Annotated in this window: 20 protein-coding genes; 16 read left to right on the top strand and 4 right to left on the bottom strand. The window is 56.2% G+C overall.

Annotated elements, in window-relative coordinates; genetic code table 11:
• Window positions 1-53: 53 nt before the first annotated feature.
• Window positions 54-617, bottom strand: a complete 564-nt coding sequence (locus tag GOW92_RS21940; RefSeq protein ID WP_170564999.1) for a helix-turn-helix domain-containing protein — start codon at window positions 615-617, stop codon at window positions 54-56.
• A 118-nt stretch (window positions 618-735) separates the two neighbouring features.
• Between GOW92_RS21940 and GOW92_RS21935 the strand changes: the two genes are divergently transcribed.
• Window positions 736-1911 (top strand): acetyl-CoA C-acyltransferase family protein, encoded by a 1176-nt coding sequence (locus tag GOW92_RS21935; RefSeq protein ID WP_170564996.1) that lies wholly within the window; start codon window positions 736-738, stop codon window positions 1909-1911.
• 96 nt (window positions 1912-2007) lie between these two features.
• Here the strand turns inward: GOW92_RS21935 and ubiB are convergent, their stop codons facing one another.
• Both ubiB and ubiE read right to left on the bottom strand, forming a co-directional pair.
• Entirely contained in the window at window positions 2008-3537 is a 1530-nt protein-coding gene (gene ubiB / locus GOW92_RS21930) for a 2-polyprenylphenol 6-hydroxylase (protein ID WP_170564993.1), read from the bottom strand.
• Entirely contained in the window at window positions 3537-4289 is a 753-nt protein-coding gene (gene ubiE, locus GOW92_RS21925) for a bifunctional demethylmenaquinone methyltransferase/2-methoxy-6-polyprenyl-1,4-benzoquinol methylase UbiE (protein ID WP_170565284.1), read from the bottom strand. Before ubiE ends, ubiB begins: the two co-directional genes overlap by 1 nt.
• A gap of 165 nt (window positions 4290-4454) precedes the next feature.
• Between ubiE and GOW92_RS21920 the strand changes: the two genes are divergently transcribed.
• The 7 genes from GOW92_RS21920 (at window position 4455) to recF (ending at window position 11713) form a co-directional block, all read left to right on the top strand.
• A complete protein-coding gene (locus GOW92_RS21920; protein ID WP_170564990.1) occupies window positions 4455-5135 on the top strand; it encodes a hypothetical protein in 681 nt (226 codons plus the stop codon).
• The gene (mutM, locus tag GOW92_RS21915) at window positions 5093-5944 is read left to right on the top strand and encodes a bifunctional DNA-formamidopyrimidine glycosylase/DNA-(apurinic or apyrimidinic site) lyase (RefSeq protein ID WP_170564987.1); all 852 of its coding nucleotides are present in this window, start codon (window positions 5093-5095) and stop codon (window positions 5942-5944) included. Before GOW92_RS21920 ends, mutM begins: the two co-directional genes overlap by 43 nt.
• Before the next feature lie 66 nt (window positions 5945-6010).
• Entirely contained in the window at window positions 6011-6787 is a 777-nt protein-coding gene (locus GOW92_RS21910) for an enoyl-CoA hydratase (RefSeq protein ID WP_170564983.1), read from the top strand.
• A 232-nt stretch (window positions 6788-7019) separates the two neighbouring features.
• Window positions 7020-7283, top strand: a complete 264-nt coding sequence (gene rpsT, locus GOW92_RS21905; protein ID WP_170351928.1) for a 30S ribosomal protein S20 — start codon at window positions 7020-7022, stop codon at window positions 7281-7283.
• Between the two features lie 539 nt (window positions 7284-7822).
• Window positions 7823-9208, top strand: a complete 1386-nt coding sequence (gene dnaA / locus GOW92_RS21900; protein ID WP_170564980.1) for a chromosomal replication initiator protein DnaA — start codon at window positions 7823-7825, stop codon at window positions 9206-9208.
• 226 nt (window positions 9209-9434) lie between these two features.
• Complete coding sequence (dnaN, locus tag GOW92_RS21895; protein ID WP_170564977.1) at window positions 9435-10556, top strand: DNA polymerase III subunit beta; 1122 nt, start codon at window positions 9435-9437, stop codon at window positions 10554-10556.
• Window positions 10557-10615: 59 nt separating this feature from the next.
• Window positions 10616-11713 (top strand): DNA replication/repair protein RecF, encoded by a 1098-nt coding sequence (gene recF / locus GOW92_RS21890; RefSeq protein ID WP_170564974.1) that lies wholly within the window; start codon window positions 10616-10618, stop codon window positions 11711-11713.
• Here recF and GOW92_RS21885 read toward each other — a convergent pair.
• Window positions 11710-12276, bottom strand: coding sequence for a carboxymuconolactone decarboxylase family protein (locus tag GOW92_RS21885; protein WP_170564971.1), 567 nt, complete (start codon window positions 12274-12276; stop codon window positions 11710-11712). The two genes, recF and GOW92_RS21885, sit on opposite strands and share 4 nt — an antisense overlap.
• Before the next feature lie 99 nt (window positions 12277-12375).
• Here GOW92_RS21885 and GOW92_RS21880 point away from each other — a divergent pair, with 99 nt between their 5' ends.
• From GOW92_RS21880 to GOW92_RS21845, 8 genes are all read left to right on the top strand, one after another.
• Window positions 12376-12948, top strand: coding sequence for a TetR/AcrR family transcriptional regulator (locus GOW92_RS21880; protein WP_170564968.1), 573 nt, complete (start codon window positions 12376-12378; stop codon window positions 12946-12948).
• A gap of 125 nt (window positions 12949-13073) precedes the next feature.
• Window positions 13074-15491, top strand: coding sequence for a DNA topoisomerase (ATP-hydrolyzing) subunit B (gene gyrB, locus GOW92_RS21875; protein ID WP_170564964.1), 2418 nt, complete (start codon window positions 13074-13076; stop codon window positions 15489-15491).
• Between the two features lie 240 nt (window positions 15492-15731).
• The gene (locus GOW92_RS21870) at window positions 15732-16115 is read left to right on the top strand and encodes a nuclear transport factor 2 family protein (RefSeq protein WP_170564961.1); all 384 of its coding nucleotides are present in this window, start codon (window positions 15732-15734) and stop codon (window positions 16113-16115) included.
• Between the two features lie 136 nt (window positions 16116-16251).
• Window positions 16252-16755 (top strand): aggregation factor core, encoded by a 504-nt coding sequence (locus tag GOW92_RS21865; RefSeq protein WP_170564958.1) that lies wholly within the window; start codon window positions 16252-16254, stop codon window positions 16753-16755.
• Window positions 16756-16768: 13 nt separating this feature from the next.
• Window positions 16769-17221 carry a TspO/MBR family protein gene (locus tag GOW92_RS21860; protein ID WP_170564955.1) on the top strand — a complete coding sequence of 151 codons (453 nt, stop codon included), beginning with the start codon at window positions 16769-16771 and terminating at the stop codon, window positions 17219-17221.
• Window positions 17222-17232: 11 nt separating this feature from the next.
• The gene (locus tag GOW92_RS21855) at window positions 17233-17787 is read left to right on the top strand and encodes a CIA30 family protein (RefSeq protein WP_170564952.1); all 555 of its coding nucleotides are present in this window, start codon (window positions 17233-17235) and stop codon (window positions 17785-17787) included.
• Window positions 17788-18046: 259 nt separating this feature from the next.
• Complete coding sequence (locus GOW92_RS21850; protein WP_159453907.1) at window positions 18047-18217, top strand: hypothetical protein; 171 nt, start codon at window positions 18047-18049, stop codon at window positions 18215-18217.
• A gap of 366 nt (window positions 18218-18583) precedes the next feature.
• A complete protein-coding gene (locus GOW92_RS21845) occupies window positions 18584-19351 on the top strand; it encodes a hypothetical protein (protein ID WP_368040315.1) in 768 nt (255 codons plus the stop codon).
• Window positions 19352-19366 lie beyond the last annotated feature (15 nt).

The following is a 19366-nucleotide window of genomic DNA, read 5'->3' as shown; positions in this document are numbered from 1 at the left end:
GGGGAATTACAATATACGAGAAAAAAATCCGTGAAGGCGGATTTTTTCCGGGGTCAGGCGTTTTTGACGATCAGGAAGACCCGCGCAGGTCCATTGGCGATGATCGAATGCGCCACATCCGCCGCATAGCGTGCGGTGTCACCCTGCTGCAGGTCACTGACAGCAGTGCCGGATGTCACGCGTACGGCGCCCTCCAGCACGGTCAGTTGCTCTCGTGCGCCTCGGGCATGGGGCTGACTGTTCAGTGCGCCGTCTTTGTCGAATTCAATGTCGTAGACCTCGTGCCCACCTGCCTCTTCGGGCGGTGACAGAATGCGAATCCGGCATTTTTGACCCATGTTGTCGATGCTGGGCACTTCGGACTTCCTGAGTACTTCGATCTGGTCCGCGCTGTTCGCTTCTTCCAGCAACCCGGCAAAATCCACCTGCAAGGCACGGGTCAGATTCCACAGGGTCGAGATCGTCGGGCTGCTTTCACCCCGTTCGATCTGGCTGACCATGGATCTGGATACGCCGCTCAGGTTCGCCACGGCTTCAAGCGACAGGCCTTTGGCCCTGCGCGCCTCTTTCAGGCGAGCGGGCAGTCGCGTCAGGATATCGTCTGGGTTTTCCGTCATGACGGAATCTCATGCGCGTTTGCCCGCCTTATGTCAATTCTGCTTGTGACGGTACGTTCCATGGGACAGCCTGATGCCGCAGATGCATAGTTCCGCCAAATCCCAGAGGAGAAGAGACATGAAAGACATCGTGATTCTTGATGGTGCCCGCACCGCGATCGGCACATTTGGCGGGGCGCTGGCCTCAACCGCACCGATTGATCTTGCAACCGTGGTGACGGAAGCGGCTATGGAGCGTTCGGGGGTCGAGCCGACCCAGATTGGCAGCGTGGTTTTTGGTCATGTCATTAACACTGAGCCACGCGACATGTACCTGTCGCGCGCCGCTGCAAAACAAGCGGGAATACCAAACGAAACACCTGCGATGAACGTGAACCGCCTGTGCGGTTCGGGCGCGCAGGCGATTGTATCCGCAGTGCAATCGCTGATGCTGGGCGATGCGGAGTTTGCTGTGGCCGGAGGGGCCGAAAGCATGTCGCGCAGCCCGTATATTGTCCCTCAGGCGCGTTGGGGCGCGAAGATGGGGGACGTCAAGTCTCTGGACATGATGCTCGGCGCGCTGAATTGCCCCTTTCGCACCGGACATATGGGTGTGACGGCCGAAAATGTTGCAGATGAACATCAGGTCACCCGCGAGCAGATGGATGAGTTTGCCCTGACAAGCCAGACTCGCGCAGCAGCGGCCATCGAGTCGGGCTATTTCGAAAGTCAGATCGCTCCGGTTCAGGTCAAAGTGAAGCGGGACATGGTCGATTTCATGGTCGACGAGCACCCGAAAAAGACCTCGGCTGAGGCTCTGGCTGGTCTGCGTCCGGCATTCAAGAAAGACGGTCGCGTGACCGCTGGAAACGCATCGGGCATCAATGATGGGGCGGCCGCAATGGTTCTTGCCACAGCGGAAGCTGCGGAAAAAGCGGGTCTGAAACCCAAAGCGCGCATTCTGGGATATGGCCACGCTGGTGTTCGCCCGGAGGTCATGGGAATCGGACCGGTTCCCGCAGTTCAGAACCTGATGGCGCGCACGGGTCTGTCGGTCGAGGATTTTGATGTGATCGAAAGCAACGAAGCCTTCGCGTCACAGGCATTGGCCGTTAACAAGGAACTGGGTCTGGACGCCGCTAAGGTAAACCCGAACGGAGGCGCGATTGCTTTGGGGCACCCAGTGGGCGCCACGGGTGCAATCATCACCTTGAAGGCGCTGTATGAACTGGAACGCATTGGCGGGTCCAAAGGCCTGGTCACCATGTGTATTGGTGGCGGACAGGGCATCGCCATCGCCTTTGAGCGGCTCTGATCTGAACCAGGGCCGGGGGGCACCGCCCCCCATCGCGCCCATTGGCGCAATTCCCAACGAGGATACTCTCGGCCAGATGAAGCTGGCGGGTCGGTTCTATGTGAAGGCTGTGATGATCAGGACAAATACGGCGCCTGCAGCGGCACCGATCGTTGCGGGCAGGATGGCTGCTGGTAACCCTTTGTTCTGGGTGTCGTCCTTTTGCGTCTGCGCGATCAGTGCATTTTCCACCAAGGCGGGCAGGCGTGGGCCAAAACGGGCCAGCACCATGGCGGTTTTGCCAAAGTCCCGCAGGGCCGCGCGGGGGCCGATGGATTGCTTGATGTAGTCCTCGACAACCGGGCGGGCGACCTCCCAGATATTGATATGCGGGTCCAGGGAACGTGCGACGCCTTCGACTACGACCATCGTTCGTTGTAGCAGGATCAATTCGGTGCGGGTTTCCATTCCGAAGCGCTCGGTCACTTCGAACAGGTAGTTCAGCAGACGACCCATCGAAATGTGGGTGGCGTCCATGCCAAAGATCGGTTCACCGACTGCGCGCAGAGCGCGGGCAAATTCGTCGACATCCTGATTTGCGGGTACGTATCCGGCCTCGAAATGAACCTCGGCCACACGTTTGTAGTCGCGGCGGATGAAGCCGAATAGAATCTCGGCATAGACCCGGCGGGTATATTCGTCGATATGCCCCATGATGCCGTAGTCATAGGCGATGATATCCCCGTTGGCCGCAACCTTCAGGTTGCCCTGATGCATGTCGGCGTGAAAAAAGCCGTCGCGCAGTGCGTGCAGCAGGAACAGACGCAGCACGCGTTCCGCCAGATCGCGGCGATTGTGCCCAACAGCGTCCAACGCAGCATTGTCACCCAGCGGAATACCGTCAGCCCAACTGAGCGTCATTACTCGGCGGGCTGACAGAGACCAGACGACGGGCGGCAACCAAAACCCGGCGTCGTCCTTGGTATTGGCTGCGTATTCCGACGCGGCGGCGCTTTCCAGGCGCAGGTCCAGTTCACCGCGTACCACGCCGTCGAAATGTTCGATCACCTCCATTGGGCGCAGTCGACGCGCGCCGGGGGCGAACAGTTGAACGATGCGGGCGGCGAAATAAAAGGCGTCCACATCCTTGCGAAAGGCGCGTTCGATGCCTGGGCGCAGAACTTTGACGGCTACGTCTTCGCCGGTGCTGACCAGCTTGGCCTTGTGGACCTGAGCAATGGATGCTGCAGCGATGGGTTCGCTGAATTCGCTGAAGATTTCAGAAACGGGCTGACCCAGTTCCTTTTCCACTTCGGCCATAGCTTCGGAGCGGGAAAACGGGGGAAGCTTGTCCTGCAGCACGCGCAGCTGTTCGGCCAACTCATCGCCGACCACGTCGGGACGAGTCGACAGAACCTGACCAAACTTGATGTACGCCGGCCCGAGCGCTGTCAGCGCCCGTGTGGCAGGCGGCATGTCAGGATCGCCTTTGTAACCAAGCCATTGAAAGGGTTTGCCCAAAGCATGAGCGACAATGCGCAGGGCACGCGGGGCTTCGAATGCGTCCAGTACCACGTTCATCGCGCCTGTGCGCTCGAGTGTGGCGCCTGTGCGGATCAGGCGGATAATGTTGTGAGGGCCGCGCATCAGATCTTCCAGCCGGAATGCAGTGCGGCGATGCCCATACTCAGGTTGCGGTACTTGGCGTTCTCGAAACCGGCCGCGCGGACCATGCCCAGGAAAGTCTCTTGATCCGGAAAGTTACGGATCGATTCGACCAGGTACTGATAGCTGTCGTAGTCATTGGCGATGAGTTTACCCATGCGCGGGATGACGTTGAAGCTGTAGAGATCGTATAGCTTTTGCAGCCCGTCATTGGGCAACTGGCTGAACTCCAACACCATCAAGCGGCCGCCTGGTTTCAGCACGCGGAAGGCTTCGTTCAGCGCCTCTTGCGGGCGTGTCACGTTACGGATGCCAAATGAGATTGTGTAAACGTCAAAGGTGTTGTCGTCGAAGGGCAGCGACATAGCATCGCCAACTACCCAGTTCAGGCTGTCAGCCATTTGGTCGGCCTCGGCCCGCTGGCGACCTTCGACCAACATCGGCTCGGTCAGGTCCAGCACGGTGGCATGGCCGTGGCCCGCGCGTTTGAGGAACCGGAATGAGATATCTCCGGTGCCACCAGCCACATCCAACAAACGCTGACCGGGGCGCGGGGCAAGCCAGTCCATCATCGCGTCTTTCCAGACCCGGTGAATGCCCATCGACATGACATCGTTCATCACGTCGTATTTCGAGGCGACCGAGTTGAACACGCCCTGCACGCGCCCGGCTTTTTCAGCCTCACGCACGGTTTCAAACCCAAAATGAGTGGTCTTGTCGCTGTTGTCGGACATTGAACGGACGCCTTTGCCTGTGTTGCTCATCCTTATAGGCCTCCGCGCCGGGAAGACAATCGCGCGAAATGGTAGCAGGGGCGACGATTTGAAGGGCGCGTCACAGATTTTCCTTAGTCAAGGACTATGACGGAATCAGATGTCCAAACCTTCGGAGATGTCTTGTTGGCAAGCATTCTCGCAGCTTTGCTGTCCATATTTTTGGTATTTTTTTACTTTGGCTGGCGGATCAGGGCTGTCTTGCACACAATCCGGCGGGTGTGGCGTGCTGAAGGGCTGGGGGACAAGCTGGACGCGGCGGCCCGGCACTTTCCGAACGATCCGGTAGAAGAAGCGGTGCGCCAGGCAGGCAGCGCATTCCCCGCCCAACGCACCCTGACGCGACGGACGTTCCGAACTGCCCCGGGTACGCTTGTGCTGATTGTTTTTGCGATCGCTATGCTGGTTGGCATCAGTTTTGTCCGGCCCGATCTGGCACCAAATAGCGAAGTGTTTCCGGGTGTCGGTACCGAAACTGTGGTTTGGATCAAGCTGGGACTTGTCGGATTCGCGGTCTATTCGCTGATCTATCATCTGAATACCACCGTCACGATTGATGGCGACGAGCTGGTTACGAGGGGCCCACTGTTTCAGCGCCATTATTTTGATCTTACAAAGCTGACCAAGATCAGCCTCCGACACCACGGGGCCTACGTTCTGCGTTTTTCCGATGGGAAGACGGCACGGATTCTGAAATATGTAACCGGACATGATGAAATGGTGCGGGCGTTTGAAAGCGCGCTGGCAGCAAATCAGGAGAGAACATGCCGGAGCTTCCCGAAGTCGAAACGGTCCGCCGAGGGCTGACGCCTGCGATGGAAGGCGTGGTGATCGAACGGGCGGATGTGAATCGCCCCGATCTGCGCTGGCCTTTCCCTGATCGAATGGCCGAGCGATTGACCGGGCAGACAATTCAACAATTGCGTCGGCGGTCGAAGTACATACTGGCCGATCTCAGCAGTGGGGAAACACTGCTGATTCACCTCGGCATGTCGGGGCGAATGACCGTGTCGGGCGACCCGTTGGGCCAATTCGTGCACGACCACCCAATGCCAGAGAAACATGACCATGTCGTCTTTCATATGGCCAATGGTGCACGGGTGACTTTCAACGACCCTCGCCGGTTTGGTGCGATGGACCTATTGCCGACGGCGACAGCCGAGGATCACAAATTGCTGTCGGTTCTGGGGCCGGAGCCATTGGGCAATGATTTTCACGACCAGCATCTGATCAGCGCGTTTCGTGGCAAGAACACTCCGGTCAAATCGGCGCTGCTGGATCAGGGAATCGTTGCCGGATTGGGCAATATCTATGTTTGCGAGGCGCTATTTCGCGCTGGAGTGTCGCCACGTCGCAAAGCCGGACAAATTTCTGCGCCCCGCGTCGCCGCACTGGTTCCAATCATCCGGAAGGTGTTGCAGGACGCCATCGAAGCGGGTGGTTCATCCTTGCGCGATTTCCGCCAAGCTGATGGAGAACTTGGATATTTTCAGCACAGCTTTGATGTTTATGGCCGCGAAGGCGAACCCTGCAGGACCGAAGGTTGTGGTGTGGCGATTAAAAGAATCACCCAGTCCGGTCGCTCATCCTTCTACTGTGCGCAATGCCAAAGATAACTTGATCCAGCGAATTCGCGTGATAAGGAATCGTACCTGAACGGAACAACCGGAAGCTTTCACCTCATGGCTTTTGAGACGATCATCGTCGAAATCGAAGACCACGTCGCACTTATCAAGCTCGACAGACCCGATGCGCTGAATGCGCTGAACTCACAGTTGGCGCAGGAACTTTGCACCGCGTTGGAAGATGCGGATACTAATGACAAAGTGCGTTGCATTGTCATCACCGGTTCGGACAAGGCGTTCGCTGCTGGCGCGGACATCAAGGAAATGTCCGAGTTGAGTTTTGTCGACGTCTACAGCTCAAATCTGTTTGGCGATCTCAATGACCGGGTCTCCGCGATCCGCAAGCCTATCATTGCGGCCGTTGCAGGCTATGCGCTGGGCGGAGGTTGCGAACTGGCCATGCTGTGCGACTTCATCATTGCGGCCGATACGGCCAAGTTTGGCCAACCGGAAATCAACCTTGGTGTCATTGCGGGCGTGGGCGGCAGCCAGCGGCTGACACGGTTTGTCGGCAAGTCCAAATCCATGGACATGAACCTGACCGGTCGTTTCATGGATGCCGAAGAAGCTGAGCGCTCGGGCCTTGTCAGTCGAGTCGTCCCTGCCAAGAAGCTAATGGACGAGGCGATGGGCGCAGCCCAAAAAATCGCCGAGAAATCCCAGTTGACTGCAATGGCGGCCAAGGAAGCGGTCAACCGCAGCTATGAGTTGCCACTTAGCGAGGGGCTGTTGTTTGAACGTCGCGTTTTCCATTCGATGTTCGCGACCGAGGATCAGAAAGAAGGCATGGCCGCATTCCTTGAAAAGCGCGCCGCGCAATTCCGCGACAAGTAAGCAGTGTCCTAACCGAGTCGAAACCGGCGGGCCTATGCCCGCCTTTTTCATACACGACATGTGCGGCGAAAGAATCGGCTTGGCAAACCTGGCCAACTTGGATAGTAAGCGCCGCTATACATGCGCGTGCGGCCCGCCTGGCCCGACTCACACTCGTGATTTCTGATCCGGTGCGGATATTCCGTGGCGCGCAACCCTAGATAACGTACCGAACCAAAGGTCAGAGACACACATGGCTAATTCGCCCCAAGCAAAAAAACGCGCTCGTCAGAACGAGAAGCGTTTCGCAATCAACAAAGCACGTCGTTCGCGCATCCGCACCTACCTGCGTAAAGTAGAAGAAGCGATCGCATCCGGCGACAAGGACGCGGCAACCGCGGCACTGCGCGCAGCTCAGCCTGAACTGATGCGCGGCGTCACAAAAGGCGTTTTCCACAAGAACACCGCGTCGCGCAAAATGTCGCGCTTGTCGGCACGTGTAAAAGCGCTGGGCTAAGGTCCGGGTTGACCTTGGGTCAATCAAGCAAGGTAAATTGATAAAAAAAGCGCCGCGGTCTGTGGCGCTTTTTTTGTGCTGTTGCCGGAAAGCCGCGCCTTCACAAATCCGAGAGATTCTTTCGGCGAAAGATACGAGTCAACATCAGAGTTTCGTTGCCGGATGCCTTGGCCTCTTGCTACCACTGTTACAGCGATTCACTCGCTTGGGGGGACAGGCTGTTCCAACGACCGGACTGACGGGCATCAGAATGGTCAGGAACGAATGTTGGCAACTGGTTTGCTGATCTGCTGCGGTCCTTGGGTCACCAGGGAACCAAGCCCTGTCGAATATGAGATTGCGTTGCGCAACCCTGTTTTCAGGGCGTTTCGGGTATGGAGCGCCGGCAAATAAGGTTGTGCGGACTTTCTGAGACACACCCGCCAAACTTCTGCGGTTTGGTGACGGTATCCCTTTGCGTGTGAGTGCTTAATCCGGGCAACCGGAAAATAGCAATAAGGCCGACAGGCCAATAAAGAATGGGATGCGTGAGGCGCTTAATGACACAAGAGAAATGGGGACTACTACGAAACAAGTTGCTCAAGGCCATTGGAAAAAACAACTACACGACCTGGATCGAACCTCTTGAATTCCAAGAGTTGCAGGATGGCGTAGCGGTATTTTCCGTGCCGACAAATTTCATGGGCAACTATGTCAGTCAGAACTTTGCGGATCTCATACTCTATGAGATGAACACCGCAGGGGAAACGGTTCAACGACTGGCCTTCCGCGTCGCTGCCAACTCACCGGCGCGCCCTAAGACCGAGACCGATTCCAAACCGACCGTTGTGCGTGATGCACCAGTTTCGTCGCAAGCGGACGTCACGAACGACGCGCTTGAATCCTTACAGGCCGCTCCGCTGGATTCCCGTTTCACGTTCGACAGCTTTGTTGTTGGCAAGCCCAACGAACTGGCCCATGCCGCTGCGCGTCGTGTGTCCGAAGGCGGACCCGTCACGTTCAATCCTTTGGTTCTTTATGGTGGCGTCGGTCTGGGTAAAACGCACTTGATGCACGCCATCGCATGGGAGTTGAAAACCAAGAGCCCCGAGTTGAACGTTCTGTATTTGTCGGCGGAGCAGTTCATGTACCGGTTTGTTCAGGCCCTGCGCGAACGTAGGATGATGGACTTCAAGCACTTGTTCCGCTCGGTTGACGTGTTGATGGTGGATGATGTCCAGTTCATCGCTGGCAAGGACTCAACGCAGGAAGAGTTCTTTCACACGTTCAATGCGCTGGTCGATCAGAACAAGCAGATCATCATCTCGGCCGATCGCGCGCCAGGTGAGATCAAGGACCTTGAGGATCGTGTTAAGTCTCGTCTGCAATGTGGTCTGGTCGTCGACCTGCACCCCACCGATTATGAATTGCGTCTGGGCATCCTGCAGAACAAGGTTCAGCAGTACAGCAGCACATATCCCGACCTGACCATTGCCGAAGGCGTTTTGGAGTTTCTGGCACATCGCATCTCGACCAATGTCCGCGTGCTGGAAGGCGCCCTGACCCGTCTCTTTGCGTTTGCGTCGCTGGTAGGCCGCGAGATCGACATGGAGCTGACGCAGGACTGTCTGGCCGATGTGCTGCGCGCGTCCGAGCGCAAGATCACCGTCGAAGAGATTCAGCGCAAGGTTTCGGATTATTACAACATCCGCCTGTCGGACATCATCGGGCCCAAACGCTTGCGGTCCTATGCTCGCCCGCGTCAAGTTGCGATGTATCTGTGCAAGCAGCTGACCAGCCGGTCCTTGCCGGAAATCGGTCGCCGCTTTGGCGGTCGCGACCACACCACCGTCATGCATGGCGTAAAACGCATCGAAGAGCTGAAAACCACGGACGGTCAGATCGCCGAAGATGTGGAAATGCTGCGTCGCGCGCTGGAAGCCTGACGTATACGCGCAATCACAGAAAACGCCCCGGTCCCTCACGCCCGGGGCGTTTTCTTGTGCGCTAATATCCACGGTTGGAAACGAACTGTGCCCGTCGGGCAACGCGACCCTTGACCCTTTGCGCATTCCGACCGAGAAATCCGTAAAAAATCCTTGTGCCTCAGGGCGGAACCGCTAACGTGCCAGTCCCGCCCATTTCGGCACGCAAGTCAGAGGAATTGAGGGTATGAAGATCAGCATCGAACGCGGCACCCTTCTCAAGGCCGTTTCCCAGGCCCAATCTGTTGTCGAACGTCGCAACACCATTCCCATACTTGCCAATGTTCTGATCGAAGCCGAAGGCGATCAGGCGATGTTCCGGGCGACTGACTTAGATATTGAGGTGGTCGACAAAGCGCCTGCTCAGGTCGAAAAGGCCGGGGCCACCACTGTTGCCGCAACCACGTTGCACGAGATCGTGCGGAAATTGCCGGATGGTGCGTTGGTGACGTTGACCGCTGACAGCGCGGCTGGTCGTCTTACCGTTGAAGCCGGGCGATCGAATTTCTCACTGGCGACGCTGCCGAAAGAAGATTTCCCTGTGATGGCGTCCTCGGAATACCAGTCGAACTTTACCGCCTCGGCAGCCCTGCTGCGGCGTCTGTTCGACAAATCAAAATTTGCAATCTCGACCGAAGAGACGCGGTATTATCTGAACGGCGTCTACATGCACGTGGCCGACGGGTCAGAAGGCGGCAAGGTGCTGCGCTGCGTAGCCACAGACGGCCACCGTCTGGCACGCATCGACGCGGATCTGCCCGAAGGGGCTGCAGACATGCCAGGTGTGATCGTGCCGCGCAAAACCGTGGGTGAACTGCGCAAGCTGCTGGACGACGATGAGATGGATATCGCCGTGTCGGTCAGCGAAACAAAAGTACGATTTGCAACCCCGGACATCACGCTGACCTCAAAAGTGATTGACGGCACGTTCCCGGATTACACACGCGTTATTCCGCAAGGTAATACGCGCCAGCTGGAAGTTGACGCGGCCGAGTTCGCACAGGCTGTAGACCGGGTTGCAACGGTGTCGTCCGAACGGTCTCGCGCCGTAAAGCTTCAGCTGGATACCGATAAACTGGTGCTGTCGGTTAATGCTCCGGATAGCGGCGCGGCTGAGGAAGAACTGGCCGTGGCCTATGGCGATGAGCGGCTGGAGATTGGGTTCAACGCCAAGTACCTGCTGGAAATCGCCTCTCAGGTGGATCGTGAGAACGCAGTGTTCCTGTTCAATTCAGCGGCTGATCCAACCCTGATGCGCGAAGGCGGCGATCAGAGCGCGGTATACGTCGTCATGCCGATGCGCGTCTGATCGCACGGACGTGCGATGCCTCCGGTGGGAGTATTATTGAAAAGATGAAGGGAGGGGTCATGGGTTTGGCCCTGACCGAGCTTACCGTCTCGCATTTTCGGTCCCACAAGCTGGCGCGATTGTCTTTGGATGGTCGGCCTGTTGCGATTCACGGACCAAATGGTGCAGGTAAGACCAATATCCTGGAAGCGGTGTCCCTGTTTTCGCCCGGTCGCGGTATGCGAAGGGCCAGCGCGGCCGAGATGACCCGACGCCCCGAGGCGCTGGGTTGGAAACTGTCAGGTTTGCTGCAGGCCCAGGGGCGGCAATACGAAATCGAAACCTGGTCCGAGGGAGGTGCCGCGCGTCAGGTTCGCATTGATGGCAAAGCGTCCAGTCAAATCGATCTTGGTAAACTGGCGCGGATTGTCTGGCTGATCCCGTCCATGGACCGGCTTTGGATCGAGGGGGCCGAAGGACGGCGGCGATTTTTGGACCGGATCGCGCTGAGTTTCGACCCGACCCACGCCGAGGCGTCTTTGACCTATGAAAAATCCATGCGCGAACGGAACCGTCTGCTGAAAGAGCAGGTCCGCGATGCGCATTGGTATTCCGCTCTTGAGGGGCAGATGGCCGAGACGGGCCACCGGATTCACTCGGCACGGCTTTCGGCGCTGGACCACCTGCGCGAAGCGCAGGATAAGGCCGAAACCGCGTTTCCTTCTGCTGATCTCGAGCTGGTTCAGACCGAAGGTGCGATGCCGGAAACAGCTGGCGATCTGCGGGAAGCACTGAATGAGAGCCGCTTTCGCGATCTGGCGTCGGGCAGGACTTTGGTGGGTCCGCATCGATCGGATCTGTACGGTGTGTTTGCGGCCAAGGGGGTTCCGGCAAAGGATTGCTCGACCGGAGAGCAGAAGGCGCTGTTGGTGTCTTTGATCCTGTCAAACGCGCGAGCGCTGGCGGGAATGGTCGGCGCTCCCCCGATAGTGCTACTGGATGAGGTGGCCGCGCATCTGGACGCCGACCGGCGTGCGGCGCTGTATGATGAGATTTGCGCGTTGGGCGCTCAGGCCTGGATGACGGGCACCGGGCCTGAGCTGTTTGCGGAATTGGGCGACCGGGCCCAAACGTTGATCGTGAGTGACGGCTTTGAGGGCTCGGTCGTATCCGCTTAGGCCGGCTCGCCGACTTTACGCTCCCACAGGAAACCGCGCATGACTTCGTCGACCGGGGTTTTGGCCATGTGATTGACGTAGTTTGACATGGTTTTCTGCGCCAGGCCCAGCACCACATCCAAAACCGCGCGGTGCGAGTAGCCTGCGTCAAAGAAGGCCTGCAGTTGTGCCTCGGTCGGGTTGCCGCGGGTTTCCATCACTTGCAGGGTGAAGGTGCGCAGTGCTTCGAGCTTGGCAGAGGGCAGCGGGGTTTCATTGCGCAGGGCCTCAGAGATCTCGTCCGAAACCTTCATCATCTTGGCGATACCGGTATGGGCGGGCACGCAATAGTGGCATTCGTTTTCCACATTGATGGTCTGCCAGACGACAGTTTTCTCATCATTGTCGAAGTCGGTCTGCATGAACAGGCCATGCAGCACCTGATAGCCTTCCAGATGCTGGGGGCTTTCAGCCATGACCTTGTGCAGGCCCGGCAGTCGGCCAAAAGCGGCCTGCGATTTTTCCAGCAGCGGTTTGGACCCTTCGGGGGCGGTTTCGAGGTCATGAGATGGGAAATTGGCCATGTTGGAACTCCTTTTCTGGCGGGGTAAGGCAGAAATAGTCTTTCTTGAGTGATCACTCAAGTATATATTTGAGCAACCGTTCAAGAATTGGTGAAGATGATGCCGCGAAAGCCCGAATACGACCGTGATGACCTGATTGCCCGTGCAAGGGATATTTTCTGGCGCCAAGGTTGGGCCGGAACATCGTTGAAAGACCTTGAGCGCGAATTGAAGTTGAAACCCGGCAGTTTTTACGCGGCATTCGGATCCAAGGACGCTTTGTATGGGTTGGCACTGGAACGCTACGCCCAAGAGGGTGTCGCGCGATTGAAGGCTCTGGCTGACCGGTTAGGCCCATTGGAAGCTTTGAAGGCGCAGCCGCGTTTGGTGATCGAGGCCACCGGAGCGCCCGCGAAAGCCTGCATGTTAGCTAAGACCTATGCTGAATTGCAGGCCAAGGATCACGAACTGGCGGGGCAGGCGGGTGTCCTCATGTCCGAGATGAAGGCCTGTTTTGCGGACCTGTTTCGTCGGGCGCAGGAGGCCGGAGATATCGCTGCAGAACATGATCCGAACCGGCTGGCGACACGCTACCAATCTGACCTTTTGGGCCTGCGTTTGTCCGCGGAACGCAGTGATGTCGACGCTCACGAAATCGCAGCGGATATAGCGGCAGATATCGAACGTCTGTAAGGATTCGGCAGCCGGTTGCCGAAAGAAACGAAATCCTGCGTAACCAACACAAAATGTTGGGGTAGCGCGTGACATTCCCCCCCAGAAAACGTATAAGTTACCAAAATAATATAGGTACTGACGGCATGTCCGAAGACGCACAGGCACCCCAGGAATACGGTGCAGATTCCATTAAAGTTCTCAAAGGGTTAGAGGCGGTTCGCAAGCGCCCCGGTATGTATATCGGTGACACGGACGATGGCTCGGGCCTGCACCATATGGTGTACGAGGTCGTGGACAATGGAATTGACGAAGCTTTGGCCGGTCACGCCGACCATGTAACCGTCAAAATTCACGCCGACTCCAGTGTGTCTGTCAGCGATAACGGCCGCGGAATTCCCGTTGATATTCACCCCGAAGAAGGTGTTTCTGCCGCCGAAGTGATCATGACCCAGCTACATGCCGGAGGTAAGTTCGACAGCAATTCCTACAAGGTTTCGGGCGGCCTGCATGGCGTTGGCGTTTCGGTGGTGAACGCGTTGTCGAACTGGCTGGAATTGCGCGTCTGGCGTAACGGCAAGGAACACGTCGCACGGTTCGAGGGCGGTGAGACGGTTGAACACCTGAAAGTCGTGGGTGAGTGCGGTGAACGGACAGGAACCGAGGTCCGGTTTTTGGCCTCGACGGATACGTTCTCGAACCTTGAGTACTCGTTCGAGACTCTGGAAAAACGACTGCGCGAACTTGCGTTCCTGAACTCGGGCGTGCGGATCATCTTGATCGACGAACGCCCTGCGGAACGGCTGGAAACCGAGTTGTTCTATGAGGGCGGCGTCAAGGAATTCGTCAAATACCTCGACCGTTCGAAATCCGCTGCGATGCCTGAACCGATCTATATCAAGGGCGAGCGCGACGAGATCGGTGTCGAAATCGCGATGTGGTGGAATGACAGCTATCACGAGACGGTGTTGCCCTTCACCAACAACATCCCCCAGCGCGACGGCGGCACTCATGTGGCCGGTTTTCGTGGCGCGCTGACCCGTACGATCAATAACTACGCACAATCCAGCGGGATCGCGAAAAAGGAGAAGGTCAACTTCACTGGCGACGATGCGCGTGAAGGCTTGACCTGCGTGCTGTCGGTTAAAGTGCCCGATCCAAAATTCTCGTCCCAGACCAAGGACAAGCTGGTCTCGTCCGAGGTGCGTCCGGCAGTCGAAGGTTTGATGAACGAAAAACTGGCCGAGTGGTTCGAAGAGAACCCTAACGAAGCTAAAGTTATCGTTGGCAAGATCATCGAGGCTGCTCTGGCCCGTGAGGCCGCCCGCAAGGCCCGCGAACTGACCCGTCGCAAGACGGCAATGGATGTGAACTATCTGGCTGGAAAGTTGAAGGACTGTTCTGAGAAAGATCCATCTAAGACCGAAGTTTTCTTGGTTGAGGGGGACTCGGCCGGCGGATCGGCGCAAACTGGGCGGGACCGCCTGACACAAGCAGTGTTACCGCTGCGCGGGAAAATTCTGAACGTGGAGCGGGCACGGTTCGATCGGATGCTGTCATCTCAGGAAATCGGTAACCTTGTCATGGCGCTGGGCACCGGTATTGGCCGCGATGAGTTCAACATCGAAAAGCTGCGCTACCACAAGATCGTCATCATGACGGATGCGGATGTTGACGGCGCACATATCCGAACACTGCTGCTGACCTTCTTCTACCGGCAGATGCCGGAACTGATTGAAGGTGGATACCTCTATATTGCGCAGCCACCGCTGTATAAGGTTTCACGTGGCAAATCAGAGGTTTACCTTAAGGATCAGGCCGCGTTGGATGACTATCTGATCAATCAGGGTGTTGAGGGCGCGGTGCTGAAACTCGGCTCGGGCGAGGAAATCATCGGTCAGGATCTGACCCGTGTGGTGGATGAGGCGCGACAGTTGAAGCGCGTGTTGGATGCCTTCCCGACGCATTATCCGCGCCATATTCTGGAACAGGCCGCTGTTGCCGGTGCCTTTGTACCTGGCGCGGTCGATGCCGACCTGCAAGGCGTGGCCGACAAGGTTGCGGCCCGTCTCGACCTGATCGCGCTGGAATACGAACGTGGCTGGCAGGGTCGGATCACGCAGGATCACGGCATTCGCCTGGCCCGCATTCTGCGTGGCGTGGAAGAGGTGCGCACATTGGACGGCCCCATGCTGCGCTCGGGCGAGGCCCGCAAAACCGGCAGCTTCACCCAAAGCCTGCAAGAGATCTACAACACCCCAGCAACGCTGATCCGTCGCGACCGGTCGCAGGCCATACACGGCCCGCTGGATCTGCTGCGCGCTATACTGGAAGAAGGCGAAAAGGGTCTGTCTTTGCAGCGCTACAAAGGTCTGGGCGAAATGAACCCCGATCAGCTGTGGGAAACCACGTTGGACCCTGATGCCCGGACACTTTTGCAGGTACGTGTGGACGACATGGTTGAAGCGGATGATTTGTTCACCAAACTAATGGGCGATGTGGTGGAACCCCGCCGTGAGTTCATTCAGCAAAATGCCCTAAGCGTCGAAAACCTGGATTTCTAGGCTTGGTGTAGGACGCCACGAACGTGTTCGTGGCGTCCTACAGCGTGTGTGGCCGATCCTGATGGAAATCATATTCATATTGGCTTCGAGGAAGGCGAGTGAGTGACCAAACCTCGAAATACTTGGAACACAAAATCAAGCTTGCAACTACTTGCCAATCAGTGATCGAGATTCTTGCCGGCTTGCCTCCAAGTACTTCACAGGTCAACAGTTTCAGTAAACGTCGATCTGGAGATCAGCATGCCGGACCTCGAAACAAACAAGAAAAACGTCATCGCTTTCTACGAAATGATGTTCAATGATTGTCGACCGGCCGAGGCCATAGCGACCTTTGTTGGCGAAACCTATACGCAGCACAACCCACATGTTGGCGACGGCAAGCAAGCCTTTATCGAATATTTCGAGCGCATGGCTGCTGAATACCCGGGAAAGCGCGTGGACATAAAACGTGCCTTTGCTGAAGACGACCACGTTATTCTACATTGCCACCAAATCTGGCCGGATGGTCTCGAGTACGCAGGGATCGATATTTTTCGCCTGGATGCTGATGGTAAGGTTGTCGAACATTGGGACGTTCTTCAAGAAGTTCCAGCAAACAGCGAGAATGACAATGGCATGTTTTGACTTAACCGTTCTGACAGCGGTGCAAGGAACTTCGAAAGGCCCTGTCGGCTGAGCCACTATAGTCAAAAGTCATAAGTCTGATCCAAGAAACCCGCCGAAGCGTATTTATCAAGAACCCTTTAGCAAGGAGATAAATATGCTCCCAAAGAGTATTCTTGCGGCGACACTTGGATTAATTGCAGCTACTTCGCTTCAAGCTGGTGTACAAATTCGCTTTATAGAAGGCGCACCCAAAGACCGTTTTGTTCTGACAAATGTCGGAACGTGCCTAGTTGAAGCTTCGACGGTCAAAATTGATTTGTCGCAATCTACCGGACGATTGATTTTCGACGTTACCGAAAAAGGTGCGGGCGTAGAGGTCTTTCAACCTCTCGAATTCGTTGAGGGTGTGGATGCTCTGCGGCAAATTCCAGTGGTCTTGGACGGGCAAAATACAATTGAACTTGAGATCGCCTCCCTCGCAGCCGGGGACAAACTCGCCTTTACCATCGATGTGGATGACACCATCGGGCAACGCGAAATCACCGTAACAGGGTCGGAGATCGAAGGCGCCACGGTATCATATTCCGATGCGGACAAGGTCAGTACTGCAACATTCTCTTCCGAAGCGCTTGTCAACGTGACGACCAAGGATTGCTGAAAGCAGTCCCGCAATGTCGAATTTGTTGATCCGCATAGCATTTCTTGCGCTCATGTTGGGAGGCGGCATCCTGATCGGGACACTGACCGCACCTAGCGAATGGTACGCGCAGCTTTCTAAACCGGTTTTCAATCCACCAAATTGGATTTTTGGGCCGGTTTGGACGGTGCTTTACGTCTTGATCGCTTTGGCGGGTTGGCGCCAGTTCGAAGCAGACCGAAGCTCGACCGCCATGACGCTGTGGTGGGCGCAGATGGGTCTGAACTTTCTGTGGTCCCCAGCCTTTTTCGTACTGCAACTGCCATGGTTTGCTCTTGTGATCATTGTCGCGTTGTTGATTGTCATCGTCATGTTCATCGCTCGGGTCAGGAATTCAGATCGGGTTTCCGCACTGGCCTTCCTGCCGTACTTTGCGTGGGTCGCATTTGCCACGGCCTTGAACTTTTCTATCGCGATACTGAACTGAGAAAGAACGATATGCGTGGAAACTTCGCTGGGCTTGTTTCAAGTCTTTTTATCATCGGATCTACAATGGCACAGGCTGGTGAAAATCTTGCAGAAGACTTCTCCGAGTCTCCGGAGACGCGTTGGGACTACGTTGCCGACACCGTCATGGGAGGAGTTTCCTCAGGGCAGGTGCAGTTTCGTTCAGACGGTGATGTTGCATTCGCGCGGTTGACCGGATCCGTCAGTACAAAAAACAACGGTGGCTTCATCCAGTTTCGACGCAAGTTGCCTGATCGGCCAGATGCGAGTGTTTCGGGCGTCAGGCTCTTGGTGCGGGGCAACGGCGAACAGTACTTTGTTCACCTCAGGACGCGTGGCACGGTGCTTCCGTGGCAATACTATCAGGCCGAGTTCGCGACTTCTGACAAATGGACCGAAGTCTCTTTACCTCTGTCAGGCTTCAAGGCTTCAGGTGCCATGTTGCGCGCTATTCCCGTTGCTGACGAGATCACCTCAGTCGGAGTTGTAGCCTACGGGCGCGATCACGAGGCCCGCGTAGATGTCAGCGAGATTGGCTTCTATTGAAGATCTCCCAGGCGAGGGCTGTGATCTTCTAATAAGTCAGCAACGCCGGTATTTCTTCGTCTGCCAGTTCCTGAATGCGGATGTGCTGCTTCTTCTTATTAGATGCTGAACTTGTCTTTTCTGAGCGAATATTCAGAGTAGGCTGCTTTCTGAAGAGACAACTCGTCTGGCAGTCTAAAATTAAGAATACTTAATCAAAGCAAAGTACTTTCAGCAAAAAACAACTCCCACATGACGCTTATCTAAAGGAGTGAGTATCATGAAGAGGATTGCAGCTTTGGGCCTTGTTGCCCTGACCCTATCATTTGTTGGCACTGGTGCGTTTGCGGAGTGCTATTTTGGGAACGATGCGGTAACCGGGGCGGAGACGATCATCTGTGAGACAGAGAGTGGCTTTTCCAGCTGGGGCACAATGATCGCTGAAGCTTGAGCATTTCGGGGCACAACACCAAGCTTTCTGTGAGTTAGGGTGAATCAGATCGAACTCTGCAATTGGTAACACCAAAGCCGAGGAGCACGCAGCGCCGGGAGTGGTGACTCAACAGACTCTTTGATAGTTGTTGCACGACGCGGAACCTCGGGTTTCGCTGCGTTTCAAGAAGCTGCTCAAGTTCTTCACCTTGGTTTGCATCGCTGGAATTATCAAATTCACGCAACATTGCGCCAATTCTTGGCGTTCTCCGGCTCTCTGGCCAGGCAATGTGATGGCCTTTGTTGTCAGGAGTTCTATTGTTCTTTGTATTGACCCGTCACGACACCGTCCCACCTTTCTAACTCAGATTTAGGAGAATCCTGAGTGTTTGTGAGGATCACCGCCTTGTTGATTTTTGCTGTGTCGGCCCCGGCCATGGCATTGCAGCTTCGCGAAACAGGGCGTTATGAGCTCAATCAACCCGCAAGTCTGGACTACGATCCAACGTTTTGCGGGTTGTGGATTGCGAACGAGGGACCCGAGGCCATTCTCGTTACTTTGCAAGGTGATGAGTTACGCCGCATATCCAGCGATCTCTTCCGTATCAAGGCAATTGCTATCGAAGGGGATCACTTGTTGGTAGGCGACGGTTTTGGCAGCCTCCAACGTGTCACTAAGGAAGGAACCGCTTTAGGAACACCCTTTGAACTTGAAGGTGGATTTGCGGATACCGAGGGGATCGCGATCAATGCCAAAGGGCAGATTGTAACCGTAGAAGATGACCCCGAACGATTATCTTGGTTCACTTCAGAGGGTGCTTTGACGGCGAGGTTGGATACCATGAAGCTGTCTCCCCCCTTAAGCGAGGCACAGGGCATCGCAATTGACCCACGCACCGGTCACATGTTGATCGTTGATGACTGGGAAGGGTCAAACAGCCTGTATGAGTTCACGGCAGATGGCCAATTGCTTGCCCAGCAAAGCTTGTTGGAGTTCGGAACCGACCCGGAAGGCATCGCCATTAGGCCGGGGTCCAACCAACTGTTCGTTGCATTCGACGGTGGCGCGAAGATCGTGACATTTGACTACACACCCACCTTGCCCGAAGGATCGCCGCCGCTGCCTCCGGGCGCGGATTGTATGATCTTTTGAGAATTTGGCTGCTTG

The organism is Ruegeria atlantica (assembly GCF_013032505.1).
In the GTDB taxonomy this organism is placed as follows: domain Bacteria; phylum Pseudomonadota; class Alphaproteobacteria; order Rhodobacterales; family Rhodobacteraceae; genus Ruegeria; species Ruegeria atlantica_F.
This window is presented reverse-complemented; position numbering and strand designations above follow the sequence as displayed.

What these genes read in the sequence shown, in the direction of transcription:
- GOW92_RS21940 (WP_170564999.1), bottom strand. Translation starts at nt 617, where the DNA reads ATGACGGAAAACCCAGACGATATCCTGACGCGACTGCCCGCTCGCCTG.
- GOW92_RS21935 (WP_170564996.1), top strand. Translation starts at nt 736, where the DNA reads ATGAAAGACATCGTGATTCTTGATGGTGCCCGCACCGCGATCGGCACA.
- ubiB (WP_170564993.1), bottom strand. Translation starts at nt 3,537, where the DNA reads ATGCGCGGCCCTCACAACATTATCCGCCTGATCCGCACAGGCGCCACA.
- ubiE (WP_170565284.1), bottom strand. Translation starts at nt 4,289, where the DNA reads ATGTCCGACAACAGCGACAAGACCACTCATTTTGGGTTTGAAACCGTG.
- mutM (WP_170564987.1), top strand. Translation starts at nt 5,093, where the DNA reads ATGCCGGAGCTTCCCGAAGTCGAAACGGTCCGCCGAGGGCTGACGCCT.
- GOW92_RS21910 (WP_170564983.1), top strand. Translation starts at nt 6,011, where the DNA reads ATGGCTTTTGAGACGATCATCGTCGAAATCGAAGACCACGTCGCACTT.
- rpsT (WP_170351928.1), top strand. Translation starts at nt 7,020, where the DNA reads ATGGCTAATTCGCCCCAAGCAAAAAAACGCGCTCGTCAGAACGAGAAG.
- dnaA (WP_170564980.1), top strand. Translation starts at nt 7,823, where the DNA reads ATGACACAAGAGAAATGGGGACTACTACGAAACAAGTTGCTCAAGGCC.
- dnaN (WP_170564977.1), top strand. Translation starts at nt 9,435, where the DNA reads ATGAAGATCAGCATCGAACGCGGCACCCTTCTCAAGGCCGTTTCCCAG.
- recF (WP_170564974.1), top strand. Translation starts at nt 10,616, where the DNA reads ATGGGTTTGGCCCTGACCGAGCTTACCGTCTCGCATTTTCGGTCCCAC.
- GOW92_RS21885 (WP_170564971.1), bottom strand. Translation starts at nt 12,276, where the DNA reads ATGGCCAATTTCCCATCTCATGACCTCGAAACCGCCCCCGAAGGGTCC.
- GOW92_RS21880 (WP_170564968.1), top strand. Translation starts at nt 12,376, where the DNA reads ATGCCGCGAAAGCCCGAATACGACCGTGATGACCTGATTGCCCGTGCA.
- gyrB (WP_170564964.1), top strand. Translation starts at nt 13,074, where the DNA reads ATGTCCGAAGACGCACAGGCACCCCAGGAATACGGTGCAGATTCCATT.
- GOW92_RS21870 (WP_170564961.1), top strand. Translation starts at nt 15,732, where the DNA reads ATGCCGGACCTCGAAACAAACAAGAAAAACGTCATCGCTTTCTACGAA.
- GOW92_RS21865 (WP_170564958.1), top strand. Translation starts at nt 16,252, where the DNA reads ATGCTCCCAAAGAGTATTCTTGCGGCGACACTTGGATTAATTGCAGCT.
- GOW92_RS21860 (WP_170564955.1), top strand. Translation starts at nt 16,769, where the DNA reads ATGTCGAATTTGTTGATCCGCATAGCATTTCTTGCGCTCATGTTGGGA.
- GOW92_RS21855 (WP_170564952.1), top strand. Translation starts at nt 17,233, where the DNA reads ATGCGTGGAAACTTCGCTGGGCTTGTTTCAAGTCTTTTTATCATCGGA.
- GOW92_RS21850 (WP_159453907.1), top strand. Translation starts at nt 18,047, where the DNA reads ATGAAGAGGATTGCAGCTTTGGGCCTTGTTGCCCTGACCCTATCATTT.